The organism is Candidatus Methanoprimaticola sp. MG2, assembly GCF_047501175.1.
Lineage (GTDB): Archaea > Thermoplasmatota > Thermoplasmata > Methanomassiliicoccales > Methanomethylophilaceae > Methanoprimaticola.
Map to the genome: position 1 here is coordinate 37,720 of NZ_JBEQWH010000010.1, position 25,464 is coordinate 63,183.

A 25,464-nucleotide genomic window follows, 5' to 3' on the forward strand; every position below is an offset into this window, starting at 1 on the left:
CGTGCATCCAGACATGATTGTTTTATTAGTCCGTAAGACTTTCACATGAACTATGTTCAGGAGGAAGGTCTACGACAGGATCATGGAATGGAAGGCCGGCAAAGGTTCGACCGGACTCCTCATAGAGGGTCCTCGCCGTGTTGGCAAGACCACTGTTGTCGAAGAGTTCGCCAGGAACGAATTCGACAGCTATCTGCTGATAGACTTCTCCATAGCCTCCAAGGATGTCACAGGGTTGTTCCACAGGTACAGCAACGACCTGGACTCGCTCTTCCTATATCTTCAGTTGGAATTCGGGGTCGAACTGTTCGAGCAGAGGAGCGTCATAGTGTTCGACGAGATCCAATTCTTCCCATTTGCCAGACAGATGATCAAGCATCTCGTGAAGGATGGCCGCTACTATTACATCGAGACGGGTTCGCTCGTCTCGATACGCGGGACATCCAGGGAGATACTCATACCCTCGGAGGAGGACCGCATACAGATGAATCCGATGGATTTCGAGGAGTTCCTGTGGGCAACAGGGGACATGGTCACTTCCAAACTGCTCCGGAGGTCGTTCGATGACAGGACCCCTCTGAACGAGGTCCATGATACCGTGATGAGGAAGTTCACGGAGTACATGCTGGTCGGAGGGATGCCCCAGGCAGTGTCCGAATTCATAGAGACCAACAATTTCGATAGGGTGGAGGAGTCCAAGACCAGGATCCTGAACCTATATCTGGATGATACGGAGAAGAGCGGCGCCAGTCTCGGGCCCAAGACCAGACAGATTCTTACAAGGCTCCCCGCGATGCTGTCCAGGCATGAGAAGAGATTCACGCCTTCGGCGATCAGGAAGGACAGCCGCACACGCGAGTACATCAAGGCCGTCAATTGGCTGATGGACTCTAAGATGGTCAACGGATGTTTCAGGATATCCGACCCGAGTCCCGCGATGGCTCTGAGCGTCGACGAGTCCATGTTCAAGCTATACATGGCGGACACGGGACTGTTGATAACTTCGACGTTCATGTCCAATTCGGGAGACCGCAGTGACATCTACAAGGCGTTGGTGAGCGGTAGGCTGGGCATAAACAAGGGCATGTTTCTGGAGAACGCGGTCGCTCAGGCCCTGGTAGCATCAGGTCATCATCTCTGGTTCGGCCGGTTTGTCGATCAGACCGACAGGAGGTCGTATGAGGTGGACTTCCTCATAGCCGATTCGAAGCGCGTGATGCCGATAGAGGTAAAATCGGGTCAATCGACGAAGCATGCATCGTTGGACCGGTATGCCGACAAGTACGATGAATGGATCGACCAGATGTATGTGGTACACACGAAGGACCTGCGCGTGGACGGGGACCTGGTATACATCCCCGTCTACATGGCGATGTTCCTCTGACACGTTGCGGTACGCGTCCTGACAGGGACCCGCTCACGTGTCGCGGATATGCGCGTTTTAATAGTACGGGTACATCCCGCTGAGCGATACAAATGGTCGACGAGAAAGCCATTCAGGTGGCGCAGGAGAAATTCGGCGCCCTTCTCAGAAGACAGCTCGAGAGGGTCGAGGTCCTCAAGAACGAGGGAGACTGGATCGACTATTCCAAGCTGGACAAGCTCATCATCGGTGTATGCGGCGGTGACGGGATAGGACCTTACATATGCGCATCCGCACAGAAGGTCATGGAGTTCCTGCTCGCTGACAAGATCAAGGCCGGAAAGGTCGAGATCAGGCAGATCGACGGACTCACGATCGAGCACCGCGTGGAGGTCATGAAGGCCATCCCCGACGACACGCTCGCGGAGCTCAAGAAGTGCCATGTCATCCTCAAGGGACCCACCACGACACCTGCGAAGGGGGACCCCTGGCCCAACATCGAGTCCGCCAACGTCGCGATGAGGAAGGAGCTCGACCTCTTCGCCAACGTCAGGCCCGTCTCCGTTCCCGAGCTCGGGATCGACTGGACGTTCTACAGGGAGAACACCGAGGGGTCCTACGCCCTCGGGTCCGATGGGTTCTTCATCTCCGACGACCTCGCCATGGACTTCTGCGTCGCGACCGTCCAGGGGACCGAGAGGATCATACGCGCTGGGTTCGAGCACGCGAAGAAGGCCGGCACCAACTACGTGTCGATCATCGTCAAGGCCAATATCATCAAGACCACCGACGGTCTCTTCGTGGACCTCGCCGACAAGATCGCCAAGGACTACCCCGGTGTCAAGCACGATGTCTGGTTCGTGGACATCACCACCGCCAAGCTGATCGATCCCGCCAGGAGGAGCGACTTCAAGGTGTTCGTCCTCCCCAACCTCTACGGTGACATCATCACTGACGAGGCCGCCCAGATCCAGGGAGGCGTCGGGACCGCCGGTTCCGCCAACATCGGGAAGAGGTACGCGATGTTCGAGGCGATCCACGGTTCCGCCCCCAGGATGGTCACCGAGGGTCGCGCACAGTACGCGGACCCCTGCAGCATGATCAAGGCCGTCGCGCTCATGATGAACCACATCGGAGAGGTCGAGAAGAGCAAGCAGCTCGAGATGGCCCTCGACGTGTGCGTCCAGTTCGAGAAGAAGCTGGTCATGACCGGAAGGGACACCGGCGCCACCGGTGACGAGTTCGCCGAGTACATCATGGAGACCATCCAGAGGCCCGACCTCGAGGCCGTCTGGAAGGGCTACGTGGACGCGGCGATCGCGAAGAACTGATCCAAAAACATTACGGAGGGGCCCTTCGGGGTCCCTCATACCTTCTGACCCATTTGACGGCCTCGGGGGCTCCGGTCCGTTCCGTTTCTTCTCAACGGGGTCGATGAACGTGGTCGCAGTAATGTTCGACCCTGTCATCGGTCGTGCGGATGTTTTCCGTGCCTCACGGATGTCGCATCGTCCATGATGTTATCGGGGATGACAGGAGGGTCATCGGGAATGTCCCCTGTCTTTCAGAGATTACCAACCTGCTGGTAACTCAGTTCGTCGATTTTTGATGCATTACTTCGGGATATGTCATCGTAGTTCTTCCGACGGATCATTACGATGAATCGTGGTTTTCCCGTTTCATTGTCATCTAGGAACTAGGATCCCGGTCGATGTTGGGCATGACCACCATTCCACCTCTCGGATCCTGACAATCATGATACGTGTCAATCCAGATCCACGACGGGGTCGTTGTCTATGGACAGCTCGCTATCAGTCCTCAACAGGTCCATGAACGATGCGACAAACAGAGGATAGTGTTCTATGCCATCATCATCCACTCCGATGTTCGCATTCTCGAAGACGATCCTCCTATCGATCTTACAATCCATCTTGAGGGTCTTTTTCAAGGATGGGGCGAACCTGTCCTTTCCGGATTTCACCTCTATCGCAGTCAGTTCGGATCCAAGGTCGATGACGAAATCAAGCTCCATCATGTCCTTCCCGTTCCTTTTGATGTAGTAGTGTGGTTTGTATCCGGATTTCATGAGACATTCGGCGATCTCATTTTCCATTACCGCACCTTGATTGAATCCTTCGTCCCTGTTACGGATTGCCGATAGTATGGTGTTCGTGTTTCCATCAGATTTTCTAATCAGTAGGCCGGTGTCGGACATGTAGACCTTGAACTGGTCCATGTTGGTGGACTTCGATGCGGGGGCATTGAGATCGGTCATTTGGTAGCAGAAATTGCCGATACCCGCCCCTTCTATCCAAAGGAGCGCCTCCATGTATTGTCTCGAACCCGTCCTGGATCCTGTTCCGTCAATGCGGGAGTACATGAATCTCTTGTTGGTCTCGGAGAGTTGATTGGGGATCGAGTCGTAGCAACGTATTATCCTGAGCGTCTCATTCTCCGGGCTGAACTTCGTCATGTCGTCCTTGCTGGACAACAGGATGTTGTCCAGGGTCCTTTGGATTTCGACGATGCCTTCATTGTCGACATACTGCTGTACGGCCTCTGGCATCCCGCCGATTGTCATGAAGTCTCTGAATGCCTCTTCCATTGCCTTCAGGACGACGGGTTTCAGCTCTGTACGGTCCCTTATGCTTTTCTTTACCGAATCCACAGTCTTTTCGCTGTACCCTTTCCCCCATAGAAACTCCTCGAAATCAAGACCGTACATCCTCATGTGCTCCTCGTATCCGACGGGGATCAGGGATGTGTCGGAGGTCGACCCCATGCGTACATCGAGCAGGGATCCCGAAGCTATGACATCGTATCTCCCATCGATTGTGAATGTTTTGAGGGATGTTCTTGCACGCGGGCAGGATTGGATCTCGTCAAGAATTATCAGACAGTTTCCCGGCCTCAATTCAAGACCCGGATTCGAGATTTCGATACTCGTCACTATGTCATCGACATCGATGTCCCCGTCGAACGCGGCTCTCATGTCAGCATTGTTCGAGAGGTCTATGTAAGCAGAGGTCTCGTACGTCTTTGCGAATTCCTTGAGGATGAACGTCTTGCCGACCTGTCTCTGTCCCTTGATCAGGAGGCTCTTGTGCGAAGGCCTTTCCTTCCATTTCATCAGGCGGTCCAAGGCCTTGCGTCTTAGCATGTATTGTGAATATACATATCGAATATATTTATGTTGCAGTAAAAAAAGCTGTTTTTGTTGTTTTAAAACAACATTTAAAGTTATTTCTGTCAAGCTATGATACGCGATGTGACCCGTCATCCTTCAGTTGTGCAGCATGTGCAGATGTTTTCGCATTTGTCGAAAAATCTTTATCCATTTCTTCTCTGAAGGCGTTATGCCCATCCCCGGATTCGACAACGACAGATACCTCAGGACGCAGTCCGAGCACATCCGCGAGCGCATCTCGCGCTCCGGAGGAAAGCTGTACCTTGAATTCGGCGGAAAGCTTTTCGATGACTATCACGCCTCGCGTGTGCTTCCCGGATTCCATCCAGACAGTAAGATCCAGATGCTGACGTCCCTTGGAGGGGATGCCGAGGCCATAGTGGTGATCAATGCCGAGGACATAGTGAAGAACAAGGTCCGCAAGGACATCGGTGTCGGATACGATTCGGAGGTCCTCAGGCTGATAGACTCGTTCCTGGACAGGGGGATCCCAGTGTGCGGCGTGGTGATAACCCAATATACCGGCCAGTCCCAGGCGGATGCGTTCCAGAGGAAGGCGGAGGCATTGGGTCTGAAGGTCTACCGTCACTATCCGATTGCCGGATATCCGTCGAACATCCAGCTGATCGTGTCCGATGAGGGGTACGGCAAGAACGAGTATGTCGAGACCACCAAGCCGCTGGTCGTCGTCACGGCTCCGGGCCCCGGCAGCGGGAAGATGGCGGTCTGCCTCTCGCAGCTCTACCATGAGCACAGGAGGGGGGTCAGTGCCGGGTATGCCAAGTTCGAGACGTTCCCCGTCTGGAACCTCTCTCTGAACCATCCTGTGAACATCGCGTACGAGGCGGCGACGTCCGACCTCAGCGACAGCAACATGATCGACCCGTTCCATCTTGAGGCATACGGGAAGACCACCGTGAACTACAACCGCGATGTCGAGATATTCCCGGTCCTGAATGCCATCCTCAGCGAGATATCCGGCGAGTCCCCGTACAGGTCGCCCACGGACATGGGCGTGAACATGGCGGGCAACTGCATCACGGACGATGGAGCGGTCCGTCGGGCAGCCGATTACGAGATCATCAGACGTTACTTCAACGTCCTCAGGGACCGCCGCGAGGGAAGGGCCGACGAGGACTCTGTGTTCAGGTCGGAGATCCTGATGAAGAGGGCGGGGATCACGCCGGAGTTCCGTCCGGCCGTGAGGACCGTGAGGGAGTTCATGGCGGAGTCGGAGCGTCCTCTGGTCGCAGCCGAGCTCCCGGACGGCAGGATCGTCACCGGCAAGGCATCGCCTCTGCTGACGGCATCGTCTGCGATGATCCTCAACGCTCTGAAGATCCTCTCCGGTACGGATGATGAGGTGTTCCTGATCTCTCCGGACGCGATCCGTTCTATGCAGAGGCTAAAGGTCGACTATCTGGGGAACAGGAATCCCCGTCTCCATATCGACGAGATGCTCGTCGCACTGTCGATCGTCGCCAACACGCATCCCGAGGCCGAGAGGGCGTTCGCCGTCCTTCCCGAGCTGAAGGGATGCGACGTCCATTCCTCGGTTGTCATATCGCAGGTCGACGAGGGGCTGTACAAGAAGCTGGGCATGTACGCATCCAGCGAGCCGGAGTACCAGACCAAGTGCTTCTTCCACGAGTGATCCCTTCGGGACACGTACATGGAACCCGTCAATCTCCTGGATGTCGCGAACCGCGACGAGCTGCGGCAGTGGCTGGAGAGGAACCATCCCGTCGAGAGGGAGTGCTGGGTGGTCGTGAAGCGCGGCAGGCCCAGGGATGACGGCACGTTCTGGTATGTGGATGCGGTGGAGGAGGCCATGTGCTTCGGATGGATAGACAGCACCGTCAAGAGACTGGACAGCGGAGTGACCGCCCAGAGGCTGGCCCCCCGCAGGAAGGGCGGCAGATGGTCGGAGCTCAACAAGGAGCGCTGTCGGAGGATGGAGAGGCTGGGGAGGATGACCGATGCCGGACGCGCCGTCCTGCCGGACATGTCCCCTTCCGGCTTCGTGATCGACGATGACGTCCTGAGCGCGTTGCAGGCGGACAGGGACGTCTGGGAGATGTTCGTATCCTTCCCGCCGCTCTATCAGCGCGTACGTGTGGACACGATACAGGTCACCAGGGGTCAGCCGGAGGTCTTCCGTCGCAGGCTCCGGAAACTGGTCGACAACACCCGGGACGGAAGGATGTACGGCGAATGGGACGACAACGGGCGCCTCTCGGACCCGTGACCGTCTATAGGGACTATGTGATTGTTGAAGGTTGATGGAGGCCGGCTCCCGCCGACCTCCGGTTTCACTGCTCGATGAGGACGAGGATGTTCCCGATCTGAAGGGTCTCGACGGCCCTTCCGTCGAGCATCAGGCGCTTCTCGAGCTCGAAGAACTCCGCACCGACGTCGACGGGCGTCCCGTCCACGTCTATCGAGACGGGTCCGGTGGCGAGCTTCGCCGCGACATCGGCGGGGTCCATCGCGGAGATGGCCGCGACGATCGCCTTGGCCTGGGCCTTGAACGCGGGTCCGAGCTTCGCATGCACGGGCTTGACACCGACGATCTCCTCTGTGAGCTTCGCCTCGGGCGCGATCCTGACCTCCGCCGCCTTGGTGGTCTCGGCGATGTCCTGCTTCGCGGACTCGAGCTTCGCGGCATCGGCGCCGACCATCTCGATCAGAGCGAGCGGTGCGTTGAGGGGGATCTTCTTGTCGGATTTCCAGGAGCGGATCCCTGCGAGGACGTCCTTGAGGGACTCCCCGGTCGCCTCGGCCGCATCGTCCTTCAGGACGGACACGGGCCAGGCAGTTAGGTGTATGCTCTCGATCCCTTCGGTCCCCACGAAGAGGGTCTGGTAGACCTCCTCGGTGACGTGGGGCATGAACGGTGCGAGGAGCTTCAGGCTTCCCAGGAGGACGGTGTACACGGTGTAGCGGACGGCGGCGTCGGTCCTGCCCTTGACCATCTCCACATAGTTGTCGGCGAGCTCGTGCCAGATGAATCCCTCGACCTCCTTCATGGCCTTGTCGAACTGGTACGACTCGAAGCACTCGGTGACGGTATCGACAGTCTTCGAGTAGACGGAGAGGATCCACTTGTCCGCGGTGCGGAGGTCGGCGGGCATCTCCTTCGGGGCGTTCTCGACGTATCTTCCCGCGAACTGGCCGAGGTTGAACACCTTGTTGCAGAGCTTCCTTCCGCGGACGACGTCCTTCTCCCTGAACGCATGGTCGATGCCGAGGGAACAGGTCGCCGCGTAGTACCTCAGCGCATCCGCCCCGTAGTTCTCCAGGATGGGTATGGGGTCGATGACGTTACCGATGGACGAGTGCATGGGGGTCCCGTCGGGTGCCATGATGAACCCGTGGATCATGATGTCCTTCCAGGGGATAGTCCCCTCGATCTGCTCCGCCCTCAGGATGGAGTAGAACGCCCAGGTCCTGATGATGTCGTGGGACTGGGGCCTCATGGACATGGGGAACAGCTTCTTGTGGAGCTCCTCGTCCCTCTCCCAGAACGTGTTGTACAGGGACGATCCGGAGGAGTCCATCCACGTGTCGAAGACGTCGGTGCATCCCACGAGGTCCCCGCCGCACTCGGGACACTTCTCAACGGGCGCCGCATCGAGGGTGGGGTCGCAGTAGCACATCTCCTTGGTGGCGCACACAGCATGTCCGCACTTGGAGCACTCCCACACGGGGATGGGGGTGGCGAAGACCCTCTGCCTGCTCAGGACCCAATCCCACTGGAGGGAGTTGGTCCAGTCCCTGAGCCTGGTCTTCATGAACTCCGGATGCCAGTTGATCTCGTCGGCCCTCTGGAGGATCTTCTCCCTGAAGTCGAGGGTCCTGAGGAACCACTGGGGGACCTGGAGGTACTCGATGGGCGTGTGGCACCTCCAGCAGATGGAGACCTGCTGGGGGTTGTCCTTCTGGTCCACGAGGATGCCCACGTCCCTGAGGTCGTTGATGGCGGCTTCCCTGGCGTCCGTGACGGTCATGCCGGCGTACTTCCCGGCGAGCTCCGTCATCCTTCCGGCCTCGTCGATCCCCTTCTCCAGGGGGAAGTGGTACTTCATGACCCACTCGAGGTCGTCCTTGTCGCCGATCGTGCAGATCATGACGAACCCGGTACCGTACTCCATCTGGACCTTGGGGTCGGAGATGACCTTCACCCTCTTGCCGAACAGGGGGGTGACGAGCTCCTTCCCGACGAGGCGGGCCTTCTCCTTGTCGTCGGGATGGACGGCCACCGCCTGGCATGTGCACAGCAGCTCGGGCCTGGTGGTCGCGATGAGCACGAAGTCGTCGGGGGTGGAGTCCGCGACCTGGAACTTGATGAAGTTGAGCTTGTTGACATTGTCCCTGTACTCGACCTCCGCATCGGCGAGGGCGGTCATGCAGCTCGGGCACCAGTTGACGGGATAGTTCGCCTTGTACACGAGTCCCCTGTTGAACAGCTCGACGAACGAGAGCTGGGTGATCCTCCTGTAGTAGGGGGCGTCCGTCTGGTAGTAGATGCTGGGGTCCATGCTCTCCCCGAGGATCTCGAAGTGATGGGTCATCTCCGCGATGAACCCGTTGGCGTACTCCTCGCAGAGTCTCCTGTATTCCTGCCTGGGGGTGTCGAGCTTGGTGATGTGGTGCTTCTTCTCGACCTTGACTTCTATGGGGGTCCCGTTCACATCGAAGCACAGCGGGAAGAACACGTTGTGTCCTCTCATCCTCTTGTATCTCGCCACGAAGTCGATCAGGGAGTATCCGGTGGCATGTCCGAGGTGGAGAGGTCCGGACGTGTACCTGGGAGGGTTGTCGATACTGAATACGGGTTTGTCGGACGCGGGATCGAAGCGGTAGACCTCTTTGGCCTTCCACATCTCTTCCCAGCGCTTCTCAATGGAGGCCGAGTCGTACTGTGCCATAATAAACGCGCCTGCGTACTATAATGAGATATAAAAAGGAGACGAGGGTCCGCAGCCGTGCGACGTTTCGTCCCCCGTCATGCCCTTCGGGTGATACTATTTAATATCACAATTCCTGGACGGCGGCATGATATTCGATAGATTGGCGAGCGGCATCGTCCGTCACCATAAGGCCATCCTGGCCATATGGGTGGTGGTGCTGCTCTGCGCAGTCCCTCTGGCCCTCAAGGCGGCTGATGTCATGAAATACGACGTCAACGACATGGCCGGGGAGGACTCGGAATCGGTCCAGGGGATGGAGGTGATCTCCAATTATTTCCCCGGCTCGTCCGCCGACATCTCTGCGACGCCCATCATCGTCATACAGTACGACGATGCGGACGGTCTGGCCTCGGCAGAGGCCCTGATAAACAAGCTGAACCAGGAAGCGACCGGCTTCACGATGGAGGACGGGACGTACAAGCTCAACACGAACATGCAGCCCGGGCCCTTCGTGACCGCGACCGTGTCCTCGGAGACCGGCCCCGGCGTCATGATGGTCGGGGTGATGTACAACCAGTCGCTCGTGAAGGGGGACGATCCCCGTCTGTCCGTCACCGATGACACCCCCGAGCTCAGACAGTTCATAAAGGACGTCTCCACTGGCACGGAGGGTCTGGAGGTCTATCTGACCGGGACCCCCGCTATCAACTACGATACGATGACGGGTGCCATGAGCGACATCCAGAAGATCGACCCGTTCACGATCCTCCTGATCCTCATACTGGTGGGGCTGTTCTTCAGGTCCTTCATAACCTCCGCCACGCCTCCCATAACGATCGGTGTGGCGTTCGTGCTCGTCCTCGCGATGATATTCTTCCTCGGGAACCTGTTCGACATCTTCTTCATCACGGAGATCATGTTGCTGGTCTCCATGATGGGGGCGGGGTGCGACTACTGCATATTCATCATAGCCAGGTACAGGGAGGAGCTCAGGTCCGGAAAGGAGCACGAGGCCGCTCTGCACGAGGCCGTCAAGTGGGCGGGAGAGTCCATCGCGGTCTCCGGAGCATCCGTCATCATCGGGTTCGGGGCCATGTCCATCTGCTCGTTCAGCATGGTCTCCACGATGGGGATCTGCCTCGCACTGGGAATCATCGTGGCGCTCCTCGCGGCACTGACCCTCATCCCCTCCATACTCGCCGTCGTCGGCGACAGGATATTCTGGCCCTCCACCGCGAAGCGCTACGAGGAGACCGGCAAGTCCCAGAGGGGCTGGCACAACTGGTTCGGGAAGGTCGGGCACAGATACTTCGAGAGGTCCTCCCGTTTCTCCCTCAAGCATGCCAAGGCTATCACGATCGTCGCGGTCCTCGCGACCGCCCCCGCCGCATACATAGCACTGACATCCGAGACCTCCTACGACATGATAGGCGCCATGCAGAACGGCGATTCCGGAGAGGGCATGGACCTGATCGGCGAGTACGCCGACGAGGGTATGCTGAACCCCAACTATGTGGTCATCCAGTACAAGGACGTCCTGGCACACGTGGAGCCTGTGCTGGATCCATCCACCGGCGTCGCCATACAGGGGATGTACAACCTGGTGTGGGACGATGCGTATACGGGCGAGGGTGGTGTTCGCGATCAGTTGAACGACCTGGTCGACAACATCATCGAGCGCGATGGCGGCGAGAACAGCAACATAGGTGCGGTGACGCTCCCGTTCGAGTGGTCGCTGGCAGTCGCGGATGCCGTCTCCCAGCTCCCGGAGGGGACTCCCGCTCAGATCCTCGACCTGATCGTTAAGAACTCCAATGCGGAGATCGCACAGATCCTGAACATGTCCATCCCCATGCTGACCAACTACTACGTGAAGATGATAGAGTCGGAATTCCCGGAGGGGACTCCCGAGGAAGTGATCATCGGCACCGCTCAGGGGATGCTCATAGACGTCACCAGCCCCCAGCCCGCCAGCCCCATGATCGATTACATCGTCAACTCGAACTGCGGTCTCCTCGGAGGGTCCTATGCCAGTTCCGAGACCGGTTCCGGCGATGTGACCTACGTCAAGCTGTCGATACCCACCAACGAGGCGTCCATGGCGCCCAGGTCCATGGAGTCGATCAACATGATCTCCGCATCCGTGGACGAGTACAGGGCGGACAACACCGGTCTCGTGGAGGCCACGTGGATCACCGGTACCGCGGCCGTCATGTACGAGGTGTCCAACGTGATCAGCGGGGAGTTCAACAACATCGAGGTCCTCGTCATCGTGCTGATCATCATCCTGCTGTTCGTGGTGATGCGCTCGTACACCATCCCGATAAGGTCGGTCCTCACGATCCTGATGAGCATATGCTGGACCCTGGCGATCACCCACATAGTGTTCGTGAACATCCTCGGAGGGGAGGTCATGTGGCTCGTCCCGCTGATCCTCCTCGTAATATGTCTCGGATTGGGAATGGACTACGACATCCTGCTGACCACCAGGATCAAGGAGAACGTCAGGGCCAAGGGCATGTCCAACGACGAGGCCATCCATCAGGCCGTCCTCCACACGGGTTCCGTCATCACCATCTGCGGACTCATCATGGGCGGTGCCTTCGGAACGCTGATGCTGTCCTCCATGGAGATGCTCCAGGAGTTCGGATTCGCCCTGTGCTTCGCCATCCTCGTGGATGCGCTGGTCGTCAGGACGTACATCGTCCCGGCCGTGATGCACCTCCTCGGAGATTGGAACTGGAAGGGTCCGAAGTTCATGCAGCCCAAGGAGCCCGTTCCCGAAAAGGAACAGGAGATCTGAAACGGGGGACATCCCCCTTTACAATGAAAACCGGACCCCTCGCGGGTCCGGACCTTCTTCCCAGGTACGGATTCACTTGTCCCGTCCCTTCTCCGAAGGGATGTACTCCAGGATGTCGCCGGGCTGGCATCCGAGGGTCTCGCATATCGACTCCAGGGTGGAGAACCTCACGCCCTGGACCTTCCCGGTCTTTATCTTGGAGAGGTTCACATAGGATATGCCCACGTTCTCCGCAAGCTCCTTCAGCGTGACCTTCCGGTCTGCCATGATGCGGTCCAGTCTGAGTATTATGGGCATGGTATCAGATGAACTCGTCTGATTCGGTCTGAAGGACCGTGCCGTATTCGAACAACAGCGAGAACGAGTATGCGAGCGTGGCGATGATGATGTATGCCAGCGAGATCGCCAACGGGACATCGCCGTTGGTCAGCACGTACATCGCCACCTCCAGGGTGATATGGACGATCAGTCCTATGAACGCCACGTATGCGACCAGTCTGATGCTCCTCACGTTCTCTTCCCTGAAAGGGGTCTCCTCCCTGCTGATGGTGGCCGTGATGCGGTACGTCATTATCGCGGTGAACACCAGGACTATGTTGTACAGGACCCCCCTGGCGGCACTGGCCAGCGTCTCGTTGCGGGTCCATTCCATGATCGTGAACCCCGGGTCCGTGAGATACAGCCCCAGGACCACCGAGTTCATAATGGTCATTCCGACCGTGAAGATCACCAGTATCAGACAGAACCAGACGGCTGCCTTGCAGATCCGTTTGAGCTTCGTCAGACTATTCGTGCCTGCCATCATCCGTTACCATATCATTTCATTATAAATCAATATCTCATAATACGACACATACAATCATATCATAAGATTACATCTTTATCGTTTTACATTAAACATTTATATCTAGAGGTTAATGTGGTTGTACCCGAGAGATACGGGGGGTTGATACCAATGACCAACAAAGTAGGATTCCGTGCGGTAAGACTCAGCCGCAGAAATCTCGAGAAACTGAGGGATGACGGGAAGAAGACGGACATCGAGCTGGTCGGCATCGTCTATGCCGACGAGGACGTGACCCCCGAGCTCATCGAGCAGACCGTTTCCAGCACCAAGATCTACGGCAGGATAATCGCCACGCCGACGGTCAAGCAGGCCCTTCTCTCCAGAGAGGTCGCGTGACATATTGCTCGACTTCCGCCGAGCAACAATCCCGTTCAAGGATGCATAGAATAGTGTTAACGCCGTTGCCTTCTTTAAGACCCATGAGGGGGTTTTTTATGTGATGTAAGGCGTCAACGGCATCGGTGCTAGATTGGATTACCAGATATTGCTGGCTTTCATCCTCTACTTCGCCCTTGTGCTGGGTATCGGACTCTACTTCTACAAGAGGTCCCACAGCATGGAGGATTATTTCCTCGGCGGAAGGAAGATGGGGCCTTATGTTACCGCGATGTCCGCGCAGGCATCCGACATGAGCGGATGGCTGCTCCTGGGACTTCCCGGATCCATCCTCGTCGCCGGAATGGGACAGGTCTGGATCGGTATCGGACTCGCCATAGGTTCGTACATCTCTTGGCTCGTCGTCGCCAAGAGGCTCAGAAAACACTCCGTCGTCGCCGGGAACTCGCTCACGATGCCGGAATTCTTCTCGAATCGCTACAAGGACACCAAAGGATACCTGAGGCTCATAAGCTCCGTTGTCATCCTGGTGTTCTTCGTCCTGTACGTGGCGTCCGGGTTCAAGAGCTGCGGAGAGGTCCTGAACTACGCGTTCGGGGTCGATATCACGCTGGCCATGATCATCGGTGCCGCGATCATTCTCATCTACACTTTCCTTGGCGGATACAAGGCGGTCTGCTGGACCGACTTCTTCCAGGCTATCCTGATGGTGGTGGCCATCGTCATCGTCCCCATAGCGGCGATCAGCTCCATGGGCGGATGGGACGCGGTCACCCCCGGCTGGGAATACGTGAACATGAAGTACAGCATGGACGGGTTCACCAACCTGTTCTACAGCGATGGGGCGCCCATGTCCGCAGTTGCGATAATCTCGCTCCTGGCGTGGGGATTCGGATACTTCGGTATGCCTCACATCGTCGTCAGGTACATGTCCATCAGGAGCATCGACGAGGTCAAGGTGGCCCGTAGGATCTCACTGGTCTGGATAGTCATCGCCCTTGCCGCCGCATGTCTCATCGGACTTGTCGGGAGGGCGTACTTCGATGCCCAGGGACTTACCCCGTCGGTGGACTACAATCCCGAACACGCGTTCCTCATGATGGCCGGGGACCTGTTCATTCCGTTCATCGCAGGAGTGATCTTCGCCGCCGTCATGGCAGCGATCATGTCCACCGCAGACTCCCAGCTCCTCGTCTCGTCCTCGTCCATCACCAACGACGTCCTCGGGAAGAGCAAGAGGTTCAACTTCTCCGATGAGAAGCTCATGTGGATCTCCAGGATCGTAGTCATGGTCATCGCGGTTTTCGCTGTGTTCATCGCACTTTTCGGTGGAAAGAACATCATGGGCCTCGTCGGATACGCATGGGCCGGATTCGGATCCGCGTTCGCACCACTCATGATCCTCTCCCTGTTCTGGAAGAGGATGAACCTGCAGGGTGCCATGGCCGCCATGATCACCGGTTTCATCGTCGTCATCCTCTGGGAGACGTTCGGACCCTCGGAGATCTACTCCCTGCTGCCCGGATTCCTCATCTCTCTGGTCGTCGGTATCGTTGTCGCCCTGCTCACCCCCGAGCCTCCCCAGGAGGCGGTCGAGGAGTTCGATGCGGCGCAGACCTACACCGAGAACACAACCGAGTGAGACAAACAAATTACGCCCCTTCGGGGGCGGTCATCACCGTTATATTGAAGTCTCCCGCCCGAATGGGTCGTCATGGCCGGGATCTCAGACTACGAGACCATAGCGTCCGAGCGCACGGGGGAGCTGACGCTCAAAGGCTCCCGTTTCATCGGGATATCCATGCCCTGCCCTGACGAGGACTCCATCCAGAGGAACCTGGATGCGATATCCGCGAGATGGAGGGATGCAACCCACTACTGTTGGGCGGCCATAGTCGACGGTTCCGACCGGAGGGAGAGGTCCAGCGACAACGGGGAGCCGTCGGGCACCGCGGGGAAGCCCATACTCGCGGTCCTGAGGGGGTCCGGCCTGACGGATGCCATGGTCATAGTCGTGAGGTACTTCGGCGGGACGCTCTTGGGGACCGGGGGCCTGGTCCATGCGTACACGGAGGGCGCGAAGGTCGCGCTCAATGGCGTGGACAGGGTCGCGAGGCGCGCATGCTGCGCCTACATGTTCCATCTGGACTATTCCGCCTACAGCGCATTCGAGTCCAAGATGGCGGACCTCATGGCATGCCGCCCGGAATGCGAGTACACCGACCGCGTCGACATCAGGGTCAAGGTCCCGGTGGAGAGGAGGGAGGAGTTCCTCAGGAGGCTGTCGGACCTGAGCGAGAGGAAGGCCCGGCCGATAGAGCTCCCCGACGTGTACGTCCGAGCGTGCGCGCCCGGTCTGCCCAATCCACTTATATTGTGACCCAATCCCGTCACCCATGTTGCTGAAGGCCCAGTCCATAGCCAAGGCGTTCGGACCCGTCAAGGTGCTGAAAGACGTCAGTCTCCAGATAAACGAGGGGGACAGCATCGGACTGATCGGTGTCAACGGCGCGGGGAAGACGACCTTCCTGAACATCCTTCTGGGAAGGATAAAGCCGGACACCGGGGAGCTCATAGGCCAGAGCGAGCGCATAGGGTATTTCGAGCAGTTCGCGGAGTCCGGCGACGTCACCGTGCGCGAGGTGCTTGGACGCCCGTACGGGCACATAGAGGCGATCAAGCGCAGGCTCGACGAGATCGAGCAGGAGATGCTGGCCGGCGGGGACATAGACTGGAACGCGCTCGCCGAGGAGAACTCCGCCCTGGAGGCGCAGCTCGCGAAGGCTGATGCCGAGGACGAGGACGGGAAGGTCGCCGCACTCAAGAAGGTCGGACTGTCCGCCGACATCATGGAGCGCTACATGTCCACCCTCTCCGGAGGGGAGCGCACCAAGGTCATGCTCTCGCGCATAGTGGTCCAGGCGGACAACTGCGACCTCCTGATCATGGACGAGCCCACCTCGCATCTGGACATCACCACCGTGGAGTGGCTCGAGGACTACCTCATCAAATCGCACTGCGGGGTCCTCGTCGTGAGTCACGACAGGTACTTCCTGGACAAGATCGCCACCCGCATGCTCGAGATCGAGCGCGGGAAGTCCCGCGAGTACAAGGGCAACTATTCAGATTTCATAACGAAGAAGATGCTGGACCTGGACAGGATGGAGAAGGAGTACCGCAAGTACGCCGCCCAGAAGAAGCACCAGGAGGAGATCGCGAAGCAGCTCCACCAGGACCAGTGGTACATGACCACGTTCAAGACCCGCGAGAAGATGATCGCGAAGATGGAGGTCAAGGAGAAGCCGGAGAAGGTCCAGGAGGTCACCGTCCGCATCCAGTCCGCGCCCAAGTCGGGGAAGAACGTCCTCATCTGCAAGAACCTCTGCGTGGACATCGAGGGCAACAGGATCCTGTCCGACGTGGAGCTGGACATCCAGAAGGGCGAGAAGGTCGGCGTGTTCGGCGGCAACGGCGAGGGCAAGTCCACGCTGGTCAAGGCACTCCTCGGGCAGATACCGTTCACGGGGGACCTTTGGATGGCGCCGGGTGCGAAGATCGGGTACTACTCGCAGCACCACGAGATGCTGGACCCGAAGCTCACCGCGGAGGAGCAGCTGCTCCTGGTCGTCGGGAAGGACCGCAGGGCCGATGCCCGCAAGATGCTCTCCCGCTTCCTCCTATTCAACACGGACGTGGAGCGCCCGATATCCACGCTATCCGGAGGACAGAGGGCCAGGGTCGCGATGGCGATGCTCCTGCTGGACGCCACCAACCTCCTTGTGCTGGACGAGCCCACAAACTATCTGGACATCCCCGCCAAGCACGCCCTGGAGGAGGCGCTGAACGAGTACGACGGGACGGTCATAACCGTAACTCACGACAGGTACTTCCTGGACACCGTCTGCACCAAGATGATCGAGGTAAAGGACGGGCATGCCACGGAGTTCGCCGGGACCTACTCGGAGATGAAGGGCAGGCAGAACGTCCGCGAGATCGTCATGGATGCCGACGAGTACCGCGTCGTGGCGCCGTTCACCAATTGGGCCACGGGCAGGAAGTACGCCAAGGGCGAGCGCGTCCTGGTCACTCCTCCGGAGCAGAAGAGCTTCGAGTGGGCCATGAACCAGGGGAAGCTGAAGAAGACCGGGGGCCGTCAGAGGAAGAAGGTCGACAAGTCGTTCCTGGAGCCGGAGAAGAAGGAGTGACTCACAGCAGCATGTCCGCTATGCCGTCCATCCTCCTCTCGAGGAGCATCAGGACGGCGTCGGCACGTTCGGAGGTCATCTCCGGGCTCCCATGATCGTCGGCCGCGGAGTGGAGCAGCCTGTCGATCGAGGGGAGCGTCCCGTACATGGCGTCCACGTCGAGCCAGTCCAGGTCGGTCGAGAAGATGCGGTTCTCCATCCTCATGTCGTCGTTCGCCGATGGGATCGATTTCCGTATGCGTTCGGTCGTGTTCCTGCACATCAACGAGGTCCCGGTATCGTAGATGGGTGCGGGACGTACCCATTCCAATGTGTCCGCATCCCTGACGATCCCGTAGTTCCCGAGATGGCGGTCCGTGTTCAGCATGATATGGTCGATGAAGGCCATCCGCGACATCGAGTCGCGGACGTCCAGTCCCGATTCGGCGCATCTGTCGACATACATATCACGATAGGAGTCACAATCCGGTCTGTCGATGCCTCTCAGTATGTTCGCTGCCGTGACCAGCTCCGTGTCCGCATCTATGAAGTCGTCACAGATCGAGAATGGGACATCATCCTTCCACATGATGGTGTAGTTCGCGTTCTCTATGCCCTGCGAATCCATGATGATCGTTGCGATGGCCTCGTTGAACGGCTCCTGCATGAACGGTTCGCTGCCACCTTTGATCAGGCACCGTCTCCCGTCGAGGATGGTCCATCTCTTCCTCAGGACGCCATCAGAGGTATTGTCTGGTGATGAGACATCTATTTCACCACTTAGTTGCTCTCCAAATAATAGTTTCCCAATATCATCTGTGAATGAGTTGGTGAAGAAATTGACATCATTCCATTTTATGTTGTCATGAAGCCGTTTGATCCAGTACTGATCAGATAGGCTTAGTCCCATTGATTTGGAGAGGAGTGCTTTGGTGTCATTAATCCCCAATGTCTCCATCATTCTGATAAGGCCCCCACGACTGGCTGGTATCGAACGACCGTTCCACCAAGATCTGAAACCATCCATGCAAACATCATTGTTTACAGTGGTGCCGATAGGCATACGATTTATGTCGAATACGTCGTTCACATTCTCAAGATGTCCACTATCAGTCAGATTAATGGATACGACCGGAACGTCCTTATGCATGAGAATGTAGGCCATAATAAGATAGTAACAGTAAGTGAGATATGATTGTAGCGGGGTCCTGCATAGAATGAATCATCATTCATGTCAATTCTTTCTTGCGGATCCTATACAGGACCACGGCGGAGACGGATGCGAGCAGGACCATCGCACCGCTCCCGTATCCGAGGGATGCCGCTCCGGCCGAGTCGTATATGACGCCGCCCAGCAGGGAACCCAGCATTATCCCGACGTTGAACGAGGACGGGTTCAGGGAGGAGGCCAGTATCAGGGACTCGGGGTAGTCCCTCTGGGCTATCTCTATCATGTGCATCTGGACGGGGCTGTTCATGAGGTAGAACATGAGCCCGATCAGCATCAGGTCGGCCATCCCCGTGACGAAGGACCCCAGGGCCATGGGCAGGAGCACGAGCAGTCCGGACTCGATCAGGAACGTGATCCTGAGGGTCCCGATCCCGTTGCCGGCCGCTATCCTCCCGGACACGAGGTTGCTCACGAGCATGCAGGACCCGATCACCATCAGCGCCATCGGGACCATCGTCGGGTCTATGCCGAGCTCGTCCTCGAGGATCGGGGTGATGTACGTGTACATCACGTAGACGCCCCCGCCTCCGAACATCGTTATGACCATCCCGAGCAGTATGCGGGGGTCGCGGAGCATCCTTCCGGACGAGCCTCTCCTCCTGACGGGAGGCTCGGGGTCGTCCTTGGGGAGGATCCTCGCCGCGGCGACGATCGAGATGATGCCGAGGACGAGTATGAGCACGAAGACGCTCCTCCATCCGAGGAGGTGGGACATGGTGTTCCCCAGGGGCATCCCGAACACGGATGCGATGCTGAACCCGGAGAATATCCACGAGACCGCCGATGCCCTGTACCTGGGGGACACTATGTCCATGGTATAGGTTATCCCGACAGACAGCAGGGCCCCGCTGGATGCGGCGGTCAGGATGCGGGAGCCGGCTATGGAGACGTACGAGGCGGAGAGCAACGTCCAGACGTCCGATGCCACGAACAGCGCGGCCATGGCGAAGAACAGCCTCCTGCGGCCGAACCTTGCGCAGACGCCGGATATGGTGGGTGCGAGGAACGCATAGCTGAGCGCGAATATGGAGACCAGGCTCCCGATGACGGTGTAGCTCACGTCCAGCCCTTCGGATATGTCTGGAAGGATCCCTATGATGCTGAACTCGCTGATCCCCATGACGAAGCTCAGGAACACCAGGATGATCACCGCCGGCGTGAAAAGGCGGTCCTTCCCTACCGCAACCTCCGTCATGTCCGATTCGATTCGCATCCTGGATTTAAGGCAGACGCATCAACGCGTTTGTCTGTTGCTTAAGGGCCGCCCTCCCGAACGGGAGGGCTTGTTTGGCGAGCGTGTTCCTGCGCGCGGTCCCGTCGTCTCTCCGGGACGGGATGAGATGCCCGGACCTCTCTGTTGTCAGGGGAGGTCCGCTCCGATGGCTGTTTGCTGTTCAGGTTCGTCGGGCGCGCCGGATCATTTCTCCTTTCCTTTGGTGGAAATGAGGATGGAGGTCCTTCCAGACCTCCGGGGTTTGTCGTTTCAGGTGATTGGGATTGTTCTTTCTCGATCGTTCGTTTACGATCAGCTCCTCATGAGCCTCATGGCGACGATGATGGCCATGACGACGATGAGGACGACGAGGATGATCAGCAGGTAGTCGGTGATGGTCATTCCATTGTCGGCTGCGGGGGTGTCGGGCTGGTCGGGGGTGAATCCGGACTTCTCGATACCGGTGAGCTGGAGCTCAACAGTAGTTACGCTATCAGTCCAGTTCTCAGGTGTCCCAGACAGAGTGATGCTGAGTCCGTTGACTCCGCAAGTGACTCCCTTGTCTACTCCGTCTCCAACGATGGCGAGCTTGCCCTCTCCGGTGAATCCGTTGTCGAGCTCGAAGGTGATCTCGTGGACTCCTGCAGGCAGAGCGGTCATGGAGAGATATCCTCCTGCTGTGTAGGAGTACTTCATGATCTGTCCGTCGATGAACACATCGTTAACTCCCTCGTTAGCGTAGATGATCACATCGTAAATGTCGTACTGGATCTTCGCGTATGCTTCAGCAGCATCCGAGACCTTGGTCACGGCATCTCCATCCTCGTTGTTCCACTGGTTGTCGAACTTGGCATCCTTCACGGGGATGTCGAAGCTCTCGGTTCCGGTGAGTCCAGCGAATGCGTATGTTCCGTCCTTGTCGTAGATGGTGAGCCAGAGGGCGTCACCGACATACATCGCGGTGGACTTGTATCCCTCGAGGGCGTTCAGTGCGGCCTCGTCAAGGGTGGCGTCGGCTGCGACGAACATCTGCTCGTTCACAGGAACAGGTCCGTTGACGGTGGCGGATGCACCTGTGCTGTCCTTGACCTTCACACCGGCGTTGAGCTTGTCGATGTCGACCTTTCCGGCGGATTCGGTGCTGGTCGCGGCTGCGACGGACAGGGTTCCTCCGGTGATGGTGACGTTCGTTGCAACGAGGACTCCATCATCAGCGAAGGATGCGACGGTGACGGTTCCTTCGATGACGAGGGTCCCGAAGGATGCGCCCTCTGCGACGAGGGTGGCACCGGATCCGACGACGAACTCTATGTCATTGATTCCGAGGTCGGTCTTTCCGACAAGGGTTCCGGACACGAGGGTGACCGAGGACTCCTCCTTCTTGGCAGGATCCGCATTGGATGCGATGCTGGCGACTCCGAACGTCATCTCGTTCTCGTTGTCCGCAACGGTGAAGTTCTGGACGTTCTCGAAGGCGACGGTGACGTCTCCGACGATGACGGATCCGTTGAACTTCGCTCCGCCGTTAACATTGAGGGTGGATCCGACGAGCTTAACGGAGGTGGCGGTGAACTTGGTCTTGTCGGCAACAACGAGTGCGTCGCATCCATCGTCATTGGCCTCGAACACGATGTCTCCTGCGGCGATTGTTCCGTAGAGAGTGATGTCCGTGTTGGCATCCGCGATGTTCTCGAGGGCGACAGCGAGAGGCGAGATGACGGTGTATCCGTCTGCGTCCTCGAACACTGCGCAGGAGATGGGTGCTCCGGCACTCAGAGAGATGTTGACCCATCCACCGGAGGGGACTGTCTCGGATGTTTCGACGTTGTACTTGAATCCCACAGCGGTCTTGATCTGTCCGTTCACGAGGATGACACTGGAGTCAGTGCTTCCTTCTGCGGTCTTGAAGCGGTCGGCAGCGGTGCTGGCGAACCTAGTCTCTGCAAGGACATCCTTCTCGGTCTCAAGGACTCCGTTGACGGTGAAGGTCACTCCGTCCATGATCTTGAAAGTCCCTGCGCTGGCAGGCACCTTGACGGTGACTCCCTCGTCGATGGTCAGGTCGCTGGTGATCTCCACATTCTTATCGTCAGAGATGACGATGACGTCTCCGGGGTTGGCCTCGTCGAGTGCGATGGCGAGGGTTGTCCACTTCTGCCATCCGTTCCTGACGATCTTTCCGTCGGCGTCGATCTCGTAGGAGGTGACGTCGCTCTTGATGTTGGTGGCGGTGACCTTGGTCTTGTCCTTAGCGAGGACGATACCGTCGACGACTTCGACGGTTCCGGCGGTGGTGACCTTACCAGCGGCATCGACGGTGAGGGTGACCTCGTTGTGGTCCTCCACGCATCCGATGGCGAGGGTGGCGTCATTGGCGATCTCGAGGGTCTTGTCTGCGGGAACGGTGTTGGAAGCGGTGAGCTCCTGGGTTCCGAGGACGGTGACCTTCTTGACATCGGCATTCTCGTTGAGTACGTCCAGCGCGGCGTCAGTGGTGGCGTAGTTGTAGACAGTCTTCTTTGCAGTGTCCTTCGTCTCGTAGACGGCCCCGTTGACGAGTCCAGTCTTCTCGATCTGTTGCATCGAAGCGATCGTTCCGGCATCTTTCAGGGTGATTCCGGTGACGGTCTTGTCATTCTCGATTGCGACACATTTGTTAGTGAAAGTACCTGCAGTTGCGTCGATGGATCCGGTGACCGCGAGGTTACTCTTCTCAGCCAGGGTCAAGGAGTCCTTGGATCCGAGGGTGAGCTCTGAGGAGACTGTGAATGCCTTTCCAGAGAGGGCGATGTTCGCACGTGTGGGGTTCTGATTGTCGCCAACAGAGTCCTCCATATTATCGGAACTTGTGACGGTCCCGGAGATATCCATCGATGTGGAGATTCCAGTCGTGGTTGTATTTCCAACAGTTTCCTTCACAATCTTCGCACTGGTGACAATCTTGATGCCGCCAGTGGAGAGAACGGTTGGTACACCGCTACCTGTTGCCGTTTCATTACTATATCCTCCTCTCTCAGAGAGGGTGATGATAATCTCGTTCTTGATCTCCGTACTGACTGTGTAGTCTTTGATCTTGAGTCCTGCATCGGTGATCTTCAGGGTGCTCGCGGTGTAGTAGACAGTATAATCTACGATATCTACAGTGGCTCCGTCAATCTTCTGGTTAATCTGGACCTTCGTAGTGTCTGCGACCTTCTTATCCGAGTCCCAGACCACAACTCCGTAGTTGTCGATCGTCGCAGTTGCAAGTCCAATATTTCCATTAGTGGCTGCACTGACGGTTCCACATACAGTGAGGGCACCGGTCTCAGAGACCTCTACCTTTCCGTTCGCGTCAGCGATGAACATCGTACCGTTCTCGCTGATGTTGGCGGCCGCGTTGAAGACAACCTTTCCGGAGGTGATGGTGAATAGTCCGTCGACCTGGACATCACCGTCGACGGTGACAATCGATTCTCCAGATCCTTCGAGCTGGAACTCCGCGGCAGGGGTTATTTCTTTCCCGTCAGCATTCACGATGTTTCCTTCGATTATGACCTTTCCGTCGATGTCGGCTGTGACGTCGACTCCGTTGAGAAAGAGCTTTCCGCCAGCCTCGATGGTGATGGTCATTCCCTCGGGGACGATGAGCTTACCCTGGATGGTCACAGTGCTTCCGTTGGTGATCACGAGACTCTGGTTGACAGTGACGATCTGCTGAGGTCCGAAGGAGGGGTCGTTGGTGACAGTGCCTCCGAGGTCCGCCTCGACCATCGCATCGGGGTCGACTGCCATGGGGAGGTTCGTGAGTCCCTTGGGGGGAATGGTCGCGTTGGGTCCGACCTGGACGACCGTCTTGCTTGCATCAGCGTCATTTGCAGCCTTAACGAGAGGTGCATCGGCAGTGCTCGTCGTGTTGTCCGTGAGTGTTCCAAGGATGTTGAATGTGGATCCAGTACTGAGTTCGATCTTGGATTCGTCGGTTCCAGCATCGGCACCCATGGTGAGCGTCTTCCCGGCAGGAACTGTGAGGGTCGCGTTCGCAGCCACAGTGATCGTTCCGTTCCCAGTGTAGGTTCCGTAGATGATCGCATCTCCACTGACGGTGATGTCGCCATTTTCAAGTGATGCGTCGATGATCTCGATGGATCCTCTCTGGAACACGGTGCCCTTTCCGATGACGATGTTATCGCTAAGTTTGACACTGTTATTCTCTTCGTCTTCACTGAAATTAATTGTCGTTTCAGTGTTAACTTCAATTTCATCATTTATGACAATTTTGTCTACTTTCGAAGTATCATTGGCTACTTGAGCCAGTCTCGTCGCGTTATCAACGTAAGCGGTCTTGTTTATCACAATCAGTCCGTCATCACCTGATATCGGTTTCTCCTCGTGGGTACCAGTTTCACTGTTTATCTCCCATTTTTTTTCGGCAAATGCATACCCGATGTTCGAGTCATTTCCCTTCCAAGTGATGTCAATAGTCCCTGATCCATCCCCGTCTGTTACGAACATCGCTTTGGAGTCTTGTGCAGTATTCTTCAGTGTCGAATTCTCGACCGTCACTGCCACATTCTCTTTGCCTGCATAGTGGTTCGTTACCATCACTGCGGTTTCTGCACTTCCGACCCCGTTGCTACCTACGAATGTTCCAGGATAGTACTCGTTCGCGACAACCGTGCACCCAGTAATCTTCGTAGTTCCCGATTTTATGTCTATTCCTATCCCATCGACCGCAGTGATCGTAGAGTTGGTTATCGTTGTATTGAGTACTGTACTGTTGTATATTCCAACCGCAGTCGTTGTTGTGGTACACTTCTCTACATTCAGAGATTGATTCTCTCCATAGGAACTCCAAATCCCAGCCACTCCACTAATCTTGGCGTTTCTGAATGTCGCTTCCGAGGTCCTGTCTTTGTTAGCATTATCCTTTCCATAGATGACAAAAGCGTATGGGAATTCTCCCGCTTTCGCTTCATCCTTCACGACATAGGTTCCTCCGTCTACATAAAGAGTGTATTTTCCAGAGGCATTTTTGCAGTCCAGGATTCCATATCCTGTGAAGTTCTCTATCTTTCCATTGGTCGTGGAGTCTTTGATGATGATACTAGTGGTTTTTGTATCGACAGAGAAGACGTCCTTGGGGGTCGTCACTGTGTCATCAAAGCTGATTGTGTGTCCATTCAGGTCGATGGCGAATTCTTCGCCAATCTTGTATGTGTCGGTGAATTTGACATCATCCGTTAAAGTGATGACGCCATCTTTCGTTGTAGAGTTTTCAGCGGTGAAAGGATTGTAGGTCTCCGCTGGTATTCCTTCGTCAGCGCCCTCAGAAACAGGTGCGATCGCGCTGAACGCGCAGAACACCATTGCGAGGACGGCGACAGCCGCGAGGAGTTTGAGCTTGC

General features: G+C 57.2%; 16 protein-coding genes. 9 read left to right on the forward strand and 7 right to left on the reverse strand.

Features of this window, described 5'->3' with window-relative positions:
• Positions 1–52: 52 nt before the first annotated feature.
• Complete coding sequence (locus tag V5D86_RS07930) at positions 53–1,384, forward strand: ATP-binding protein (protein WP_414596145.1); 1,332 nt, start codon at positions 53–55, stop codon at positions 1,382–1,384.
• A 92-nt stretch (positions 1,385–1,476) separates the two neighbouring features.
• Positions 1,477–2,694 carry an isocitrate/isopropylmalate family dehydrogenase gene (locus tag V5D86_RS07935; protein WP_414596146.1) on the forward strand — a complete coding sequence of 406 codons (1,218 nt, stop codon included), beginning with the start codon at positions 1,477–1,479 and terminating at the stop codon, positions 2,692–2,694.
• Positions 2,695–3,128: 434 nt separating this feature from the next.
• Here V5D86_RS07935 and V5D86_RS07940 read toward each other — a convergent pair whose 3' ends face one another.
• Complete coding sequence (locus V5D86_RS07940) at positions 3,129–4,643, reverse strand: ATP-binding protein (RefSeq protein WP_414596147.1); 1,515 nt, start codon at positions 4,641–4,643, stop codon at positions 3,129–3,131.
• Positions 4,644–4,719: 76 nt separating this feature from the next.
• Between V5D86_RS07940 and V5D86_RS07945 the strand changes: the two genes are divergently transcribed.
• Both V5D86_RS07945 and V5D86_RS07950 read left to right on the forward strand, forming a co-directional pair.
• Entirely contained in the window at positions 4,720–6,204 is a 1,485-nt protein-coding gene (locus tag V5D86_RS07945; protein ID WP_414596148.1) for a DUF1846 domain-containing protein, read from the forward strand.
• 18 nt (positions 6,205–6,222) lie between these two features.
• On the forward strand, positions 6,223–6,798 hold the full coding sequence (locus V5D86_RS07950; protein WP_414596149.1) for a YdeI/OmpD-associated family protein: 576 nt from the start codon (positions 6,223–6,225) through the stop codon (positions 6,796–6,798).
• Between the two features lie 64 nt (positions 6,799–6,862).
• Here the strand turns inward: V5D86_RS07950 and V5D86_RS07955 are convergent, their stop codons facing one another.
• Complete coding sequence (locus V5D86_RS07955; protein ID WP_414596150.1) at positions 6,863–9,481, reverse strand: valine--tRNA ligase; 2,619 nt, start codon at positions 9,479–9,481, stop codon at positions 6,863–6,865.
• A 127-nt stretch (positions 9,482–9,608) separates the two neighbouring features.
• Here V5D86_RS07955 and V5D86_RS07960 point away from each other — a divergent pair, with 127 nt between their 5' ends.
• The gene (locus V5D86_RS07960; RefSeq protein ID WP_414596151.1) at positions 9,609–12,266 is read left to right on the forward strand and encodes an MMPL family transporter; all 2,658 of its coding nucleotides are present in this window, start codon (positions 9,609–9,611) and stop codon (positions 12,264–12,266) included.
• A 72-nt stretch (positions 12,267–12,338) separates the two neighbouring features.
• On the opposite strand, the gene V5D86_RS07965 is transcribed toward V5D86_RS07960, so the two are convergent.
• Positions 12,339–12,563: a helix-turn-helix domain-containing protein gene (locus tag V5D86_RS07965; RefSeq protein WP_414596152.1), complete on the reverse strand. Its 225-nt coding sequence runs from the start codon at positions 12,561–12,563 to the stop codon at positions 12,339–12,341.
• Between the two features lie 4 nt (positions 12,564–12,567).
• Positions 12,568–13,068, reverse strand: a complete 501-nt coding sequence (locus V5D86_RS07970; protein ID WP_414596153.1) for a DUF2975 domain-containing protein — start codon at positions 13,066–13,068, stop codon at positions 12,568–12,570.
• A gap of 153 nt (positions 13,069–13,221) precedes the next feature.
• Between V5D86_RS07970 and V5D86_RS07975 the strand changes: the two genes are divergently transcribed.
• The 4 genes from V5D86_RS07975 to V5D86_RS07990 all read left to right on the forward strand — a co-directional run bounded on the left by V5D86_RS07975 (position 13,222) and on the right by V5D86_RS07990 (position 17,654).
• On the forward strand, positions 13,222–13,449 hold the full coding sequence (locus tag V5D86_RS07975) for a hypothetical protein (protein ID WP_414596154.1): 228 nt from the start codon (positions 13,222–13,224) through the stop codon (positions 13,447–13,449).
• A 133-nt stretch (positions 13,450–13,582) separates the two neighbouring features.
• On the forward strand, positions 13,583–15,091 hold the full coding sequence (putP, locus tag V5D86_RS07980) for a sodium/proline symporter PutP (RefSeq protein ID WP_414596155.1): 1,509 nt from the start codon (positions 13,583–13,585) through the stop codon (positions 15,089–15,091).
• Positions 15,092–15,163: 72 nt separating this feature from the next.
• Entirely contained in the window at positions 15,164–15,829 is a 666-nt protein-coding gene (locus V5D86_RS07985) for an IMPACT family protein (protein ID WP_414596156.1), read from the forward strand.
• A gap of 16 nt (positions 15,830–15,845) precedes the next feature.
• Complete coding sequence (locus tag V5D86_RS07990) at positions 15,846–17,654, forward strand: ABC-F family ATP-binding cassette domain-containing protein (RefSeq protein ID WP_414596157.1); 1,809 nt, start codon at positions 15,846–15,848, stop codon at positions 17,652–17,654.
• Between the two features lies 1 nt (position 17,655).
• On the opposite strand, the gene V5D86_RS07995 is transcribed toward V5D86_RS07990, so the two are convergent.
• From V5D86_RS07995 to V5D86_RS08005, 3 genes are all read right to left on the reverse strand, one after another.
• On the reverse strand, positions 17,656–18,300 hold the full coding sequence (locus V5D86_RS07995) for a hypothetical protein (protein WP_414596158.1): 645 nt from the start codon (positions 18,298–18,300) through the stop codon (positions 17,656–17,658).
• A gap of 562 nt (positions 18,301–18,862) precedes the next feature.
• Entirely contained in the window at positions 18,863–20,059 is a 1,197-nt protein-coding gene (locus tag V5D86_RS08000; protein WP_414596159.1) for an MFS transporter, read from the reverse strand.
• A gap of 330 nt (positions 20,060–20,389) precedes the next feature.
• Entirely contained in the window at positions 20,390–24,220 is a 3,831-nt protein-coding gene (locus V5D86_RS08005) for a beta strand repeat-containing protein (RefSeq protein ID WP_414596160.1), read from the reverse strand.
• Between the last annotated feature and the right edge of the window lie 1,244 nt (positions 24,221–25,464).

What these genes read in the sequence shown, in the direction of transcription:
- V5D86_RS07930 (WP_414596145.1), top strand. Translation starts at nt 53, where the DNA reads ATGTTCAGGAGGAAGGTCTACGACAGGATCATGGAATGGAAGGCCGGC.
- V5D86_RS07935 (WP_414596146.1), top strand. Translation starts at nt 1,477, where the DNA reads ATGGTCGACGAGAAAGCCATTCAGGTGGCGCAGGAGAAATTCGGCGCC.
- V5D86_RS07940 (WP_414596147.1), bottom strand. Translation starts at nt 4,643, where the DNA reads ATGACGGGTCACATCGCGTATCATAGCTTGACAGAAATAACTTTAAAT.
- V5D86_RS07945 (WP_414596148.1), top strand. Translation starts at nt 4,720, where the DNA reads ATGCCCATCCCCGGATTCGACAACGACAGATACCTCAGGACGCAGTCC.
- V5D86_RS07950 (WP_414596149.1), top strand. Translation starts at nt 6,223, where the DNA reads ATGGAACCCGTCAATCTCCTGGATGTCGCGAACCGCGACGAGCTGCGG.
- V5D86_RS07955 (WP_414596150.1), bottom strand. Translation starts at nt 9,481, where the DNA reads ATGGCACAGTACGACTCGGCCTCCATTGAGAAGCGCTGGGAAGAGATG.
- V5D86_RS07960 (WP_414596151.1), top strand. Translation starts at nt 9,609, where the DNA reads ATGATATTCGATAGATTGGCGAGCGGCATCGTCCGTCACCATAAGGCC.
- V5D86_RS07965 (WP_414596152.1), bottom strand. Translation starts at nt 12,563, where the DNA reads ATGCCCATAATACTCAGACTGGACCGCATCATGGCAGACCGGAAGGTC.
- V5D86_RS07970 (WP_414596153.1), bottom strand. Translation starts at nt 13,068, where the DNA reads ATGGCAGGCACGAATAGTCTGACGAAGCTCAAACGGATCTGCAAGGCA.
- V5D86_RS07975 (WP_414596154.1), top strand. Translation starts at nt 13,222, where the DNA reads ATGACCAACAAAGTAGGATTCCGTGCGGTAAGACTCAGCCGCAGAAAT.
- V5D86_RS07985 (WP_414596156.1), top strand. Translation starts at nt 15,164, where the DNA reads ATGGCCGGGATCTCAGACTACGAGACCATAGCGTCCGAGCGCACGGGG.
- V5D86_RS07990 (WP_414596157.1), top strand. Translation starts at nt 15,846, where the DNA reads ATGTTGCTGAAGGCCCAGTCCATAGCCAAGGCGTTCGGACCCGTCAAG.
- V5D86_RS07995 (WP_414596158.1), bottom strand. Translation starts at nt 18,300, where the DNA reads ATGCAGGAGCCGTTCAACGAGGCCATCGCAACGATCATCATGGATTCG.
- V5D86_RS08000 (WP_414596159.1), bottom strand. Translation starts at nt 20,059, where the DNA reads ATGACGGAGGTTGCGGTAGGGAAGGACCGCCTTTTCACGCCGGCGGTG.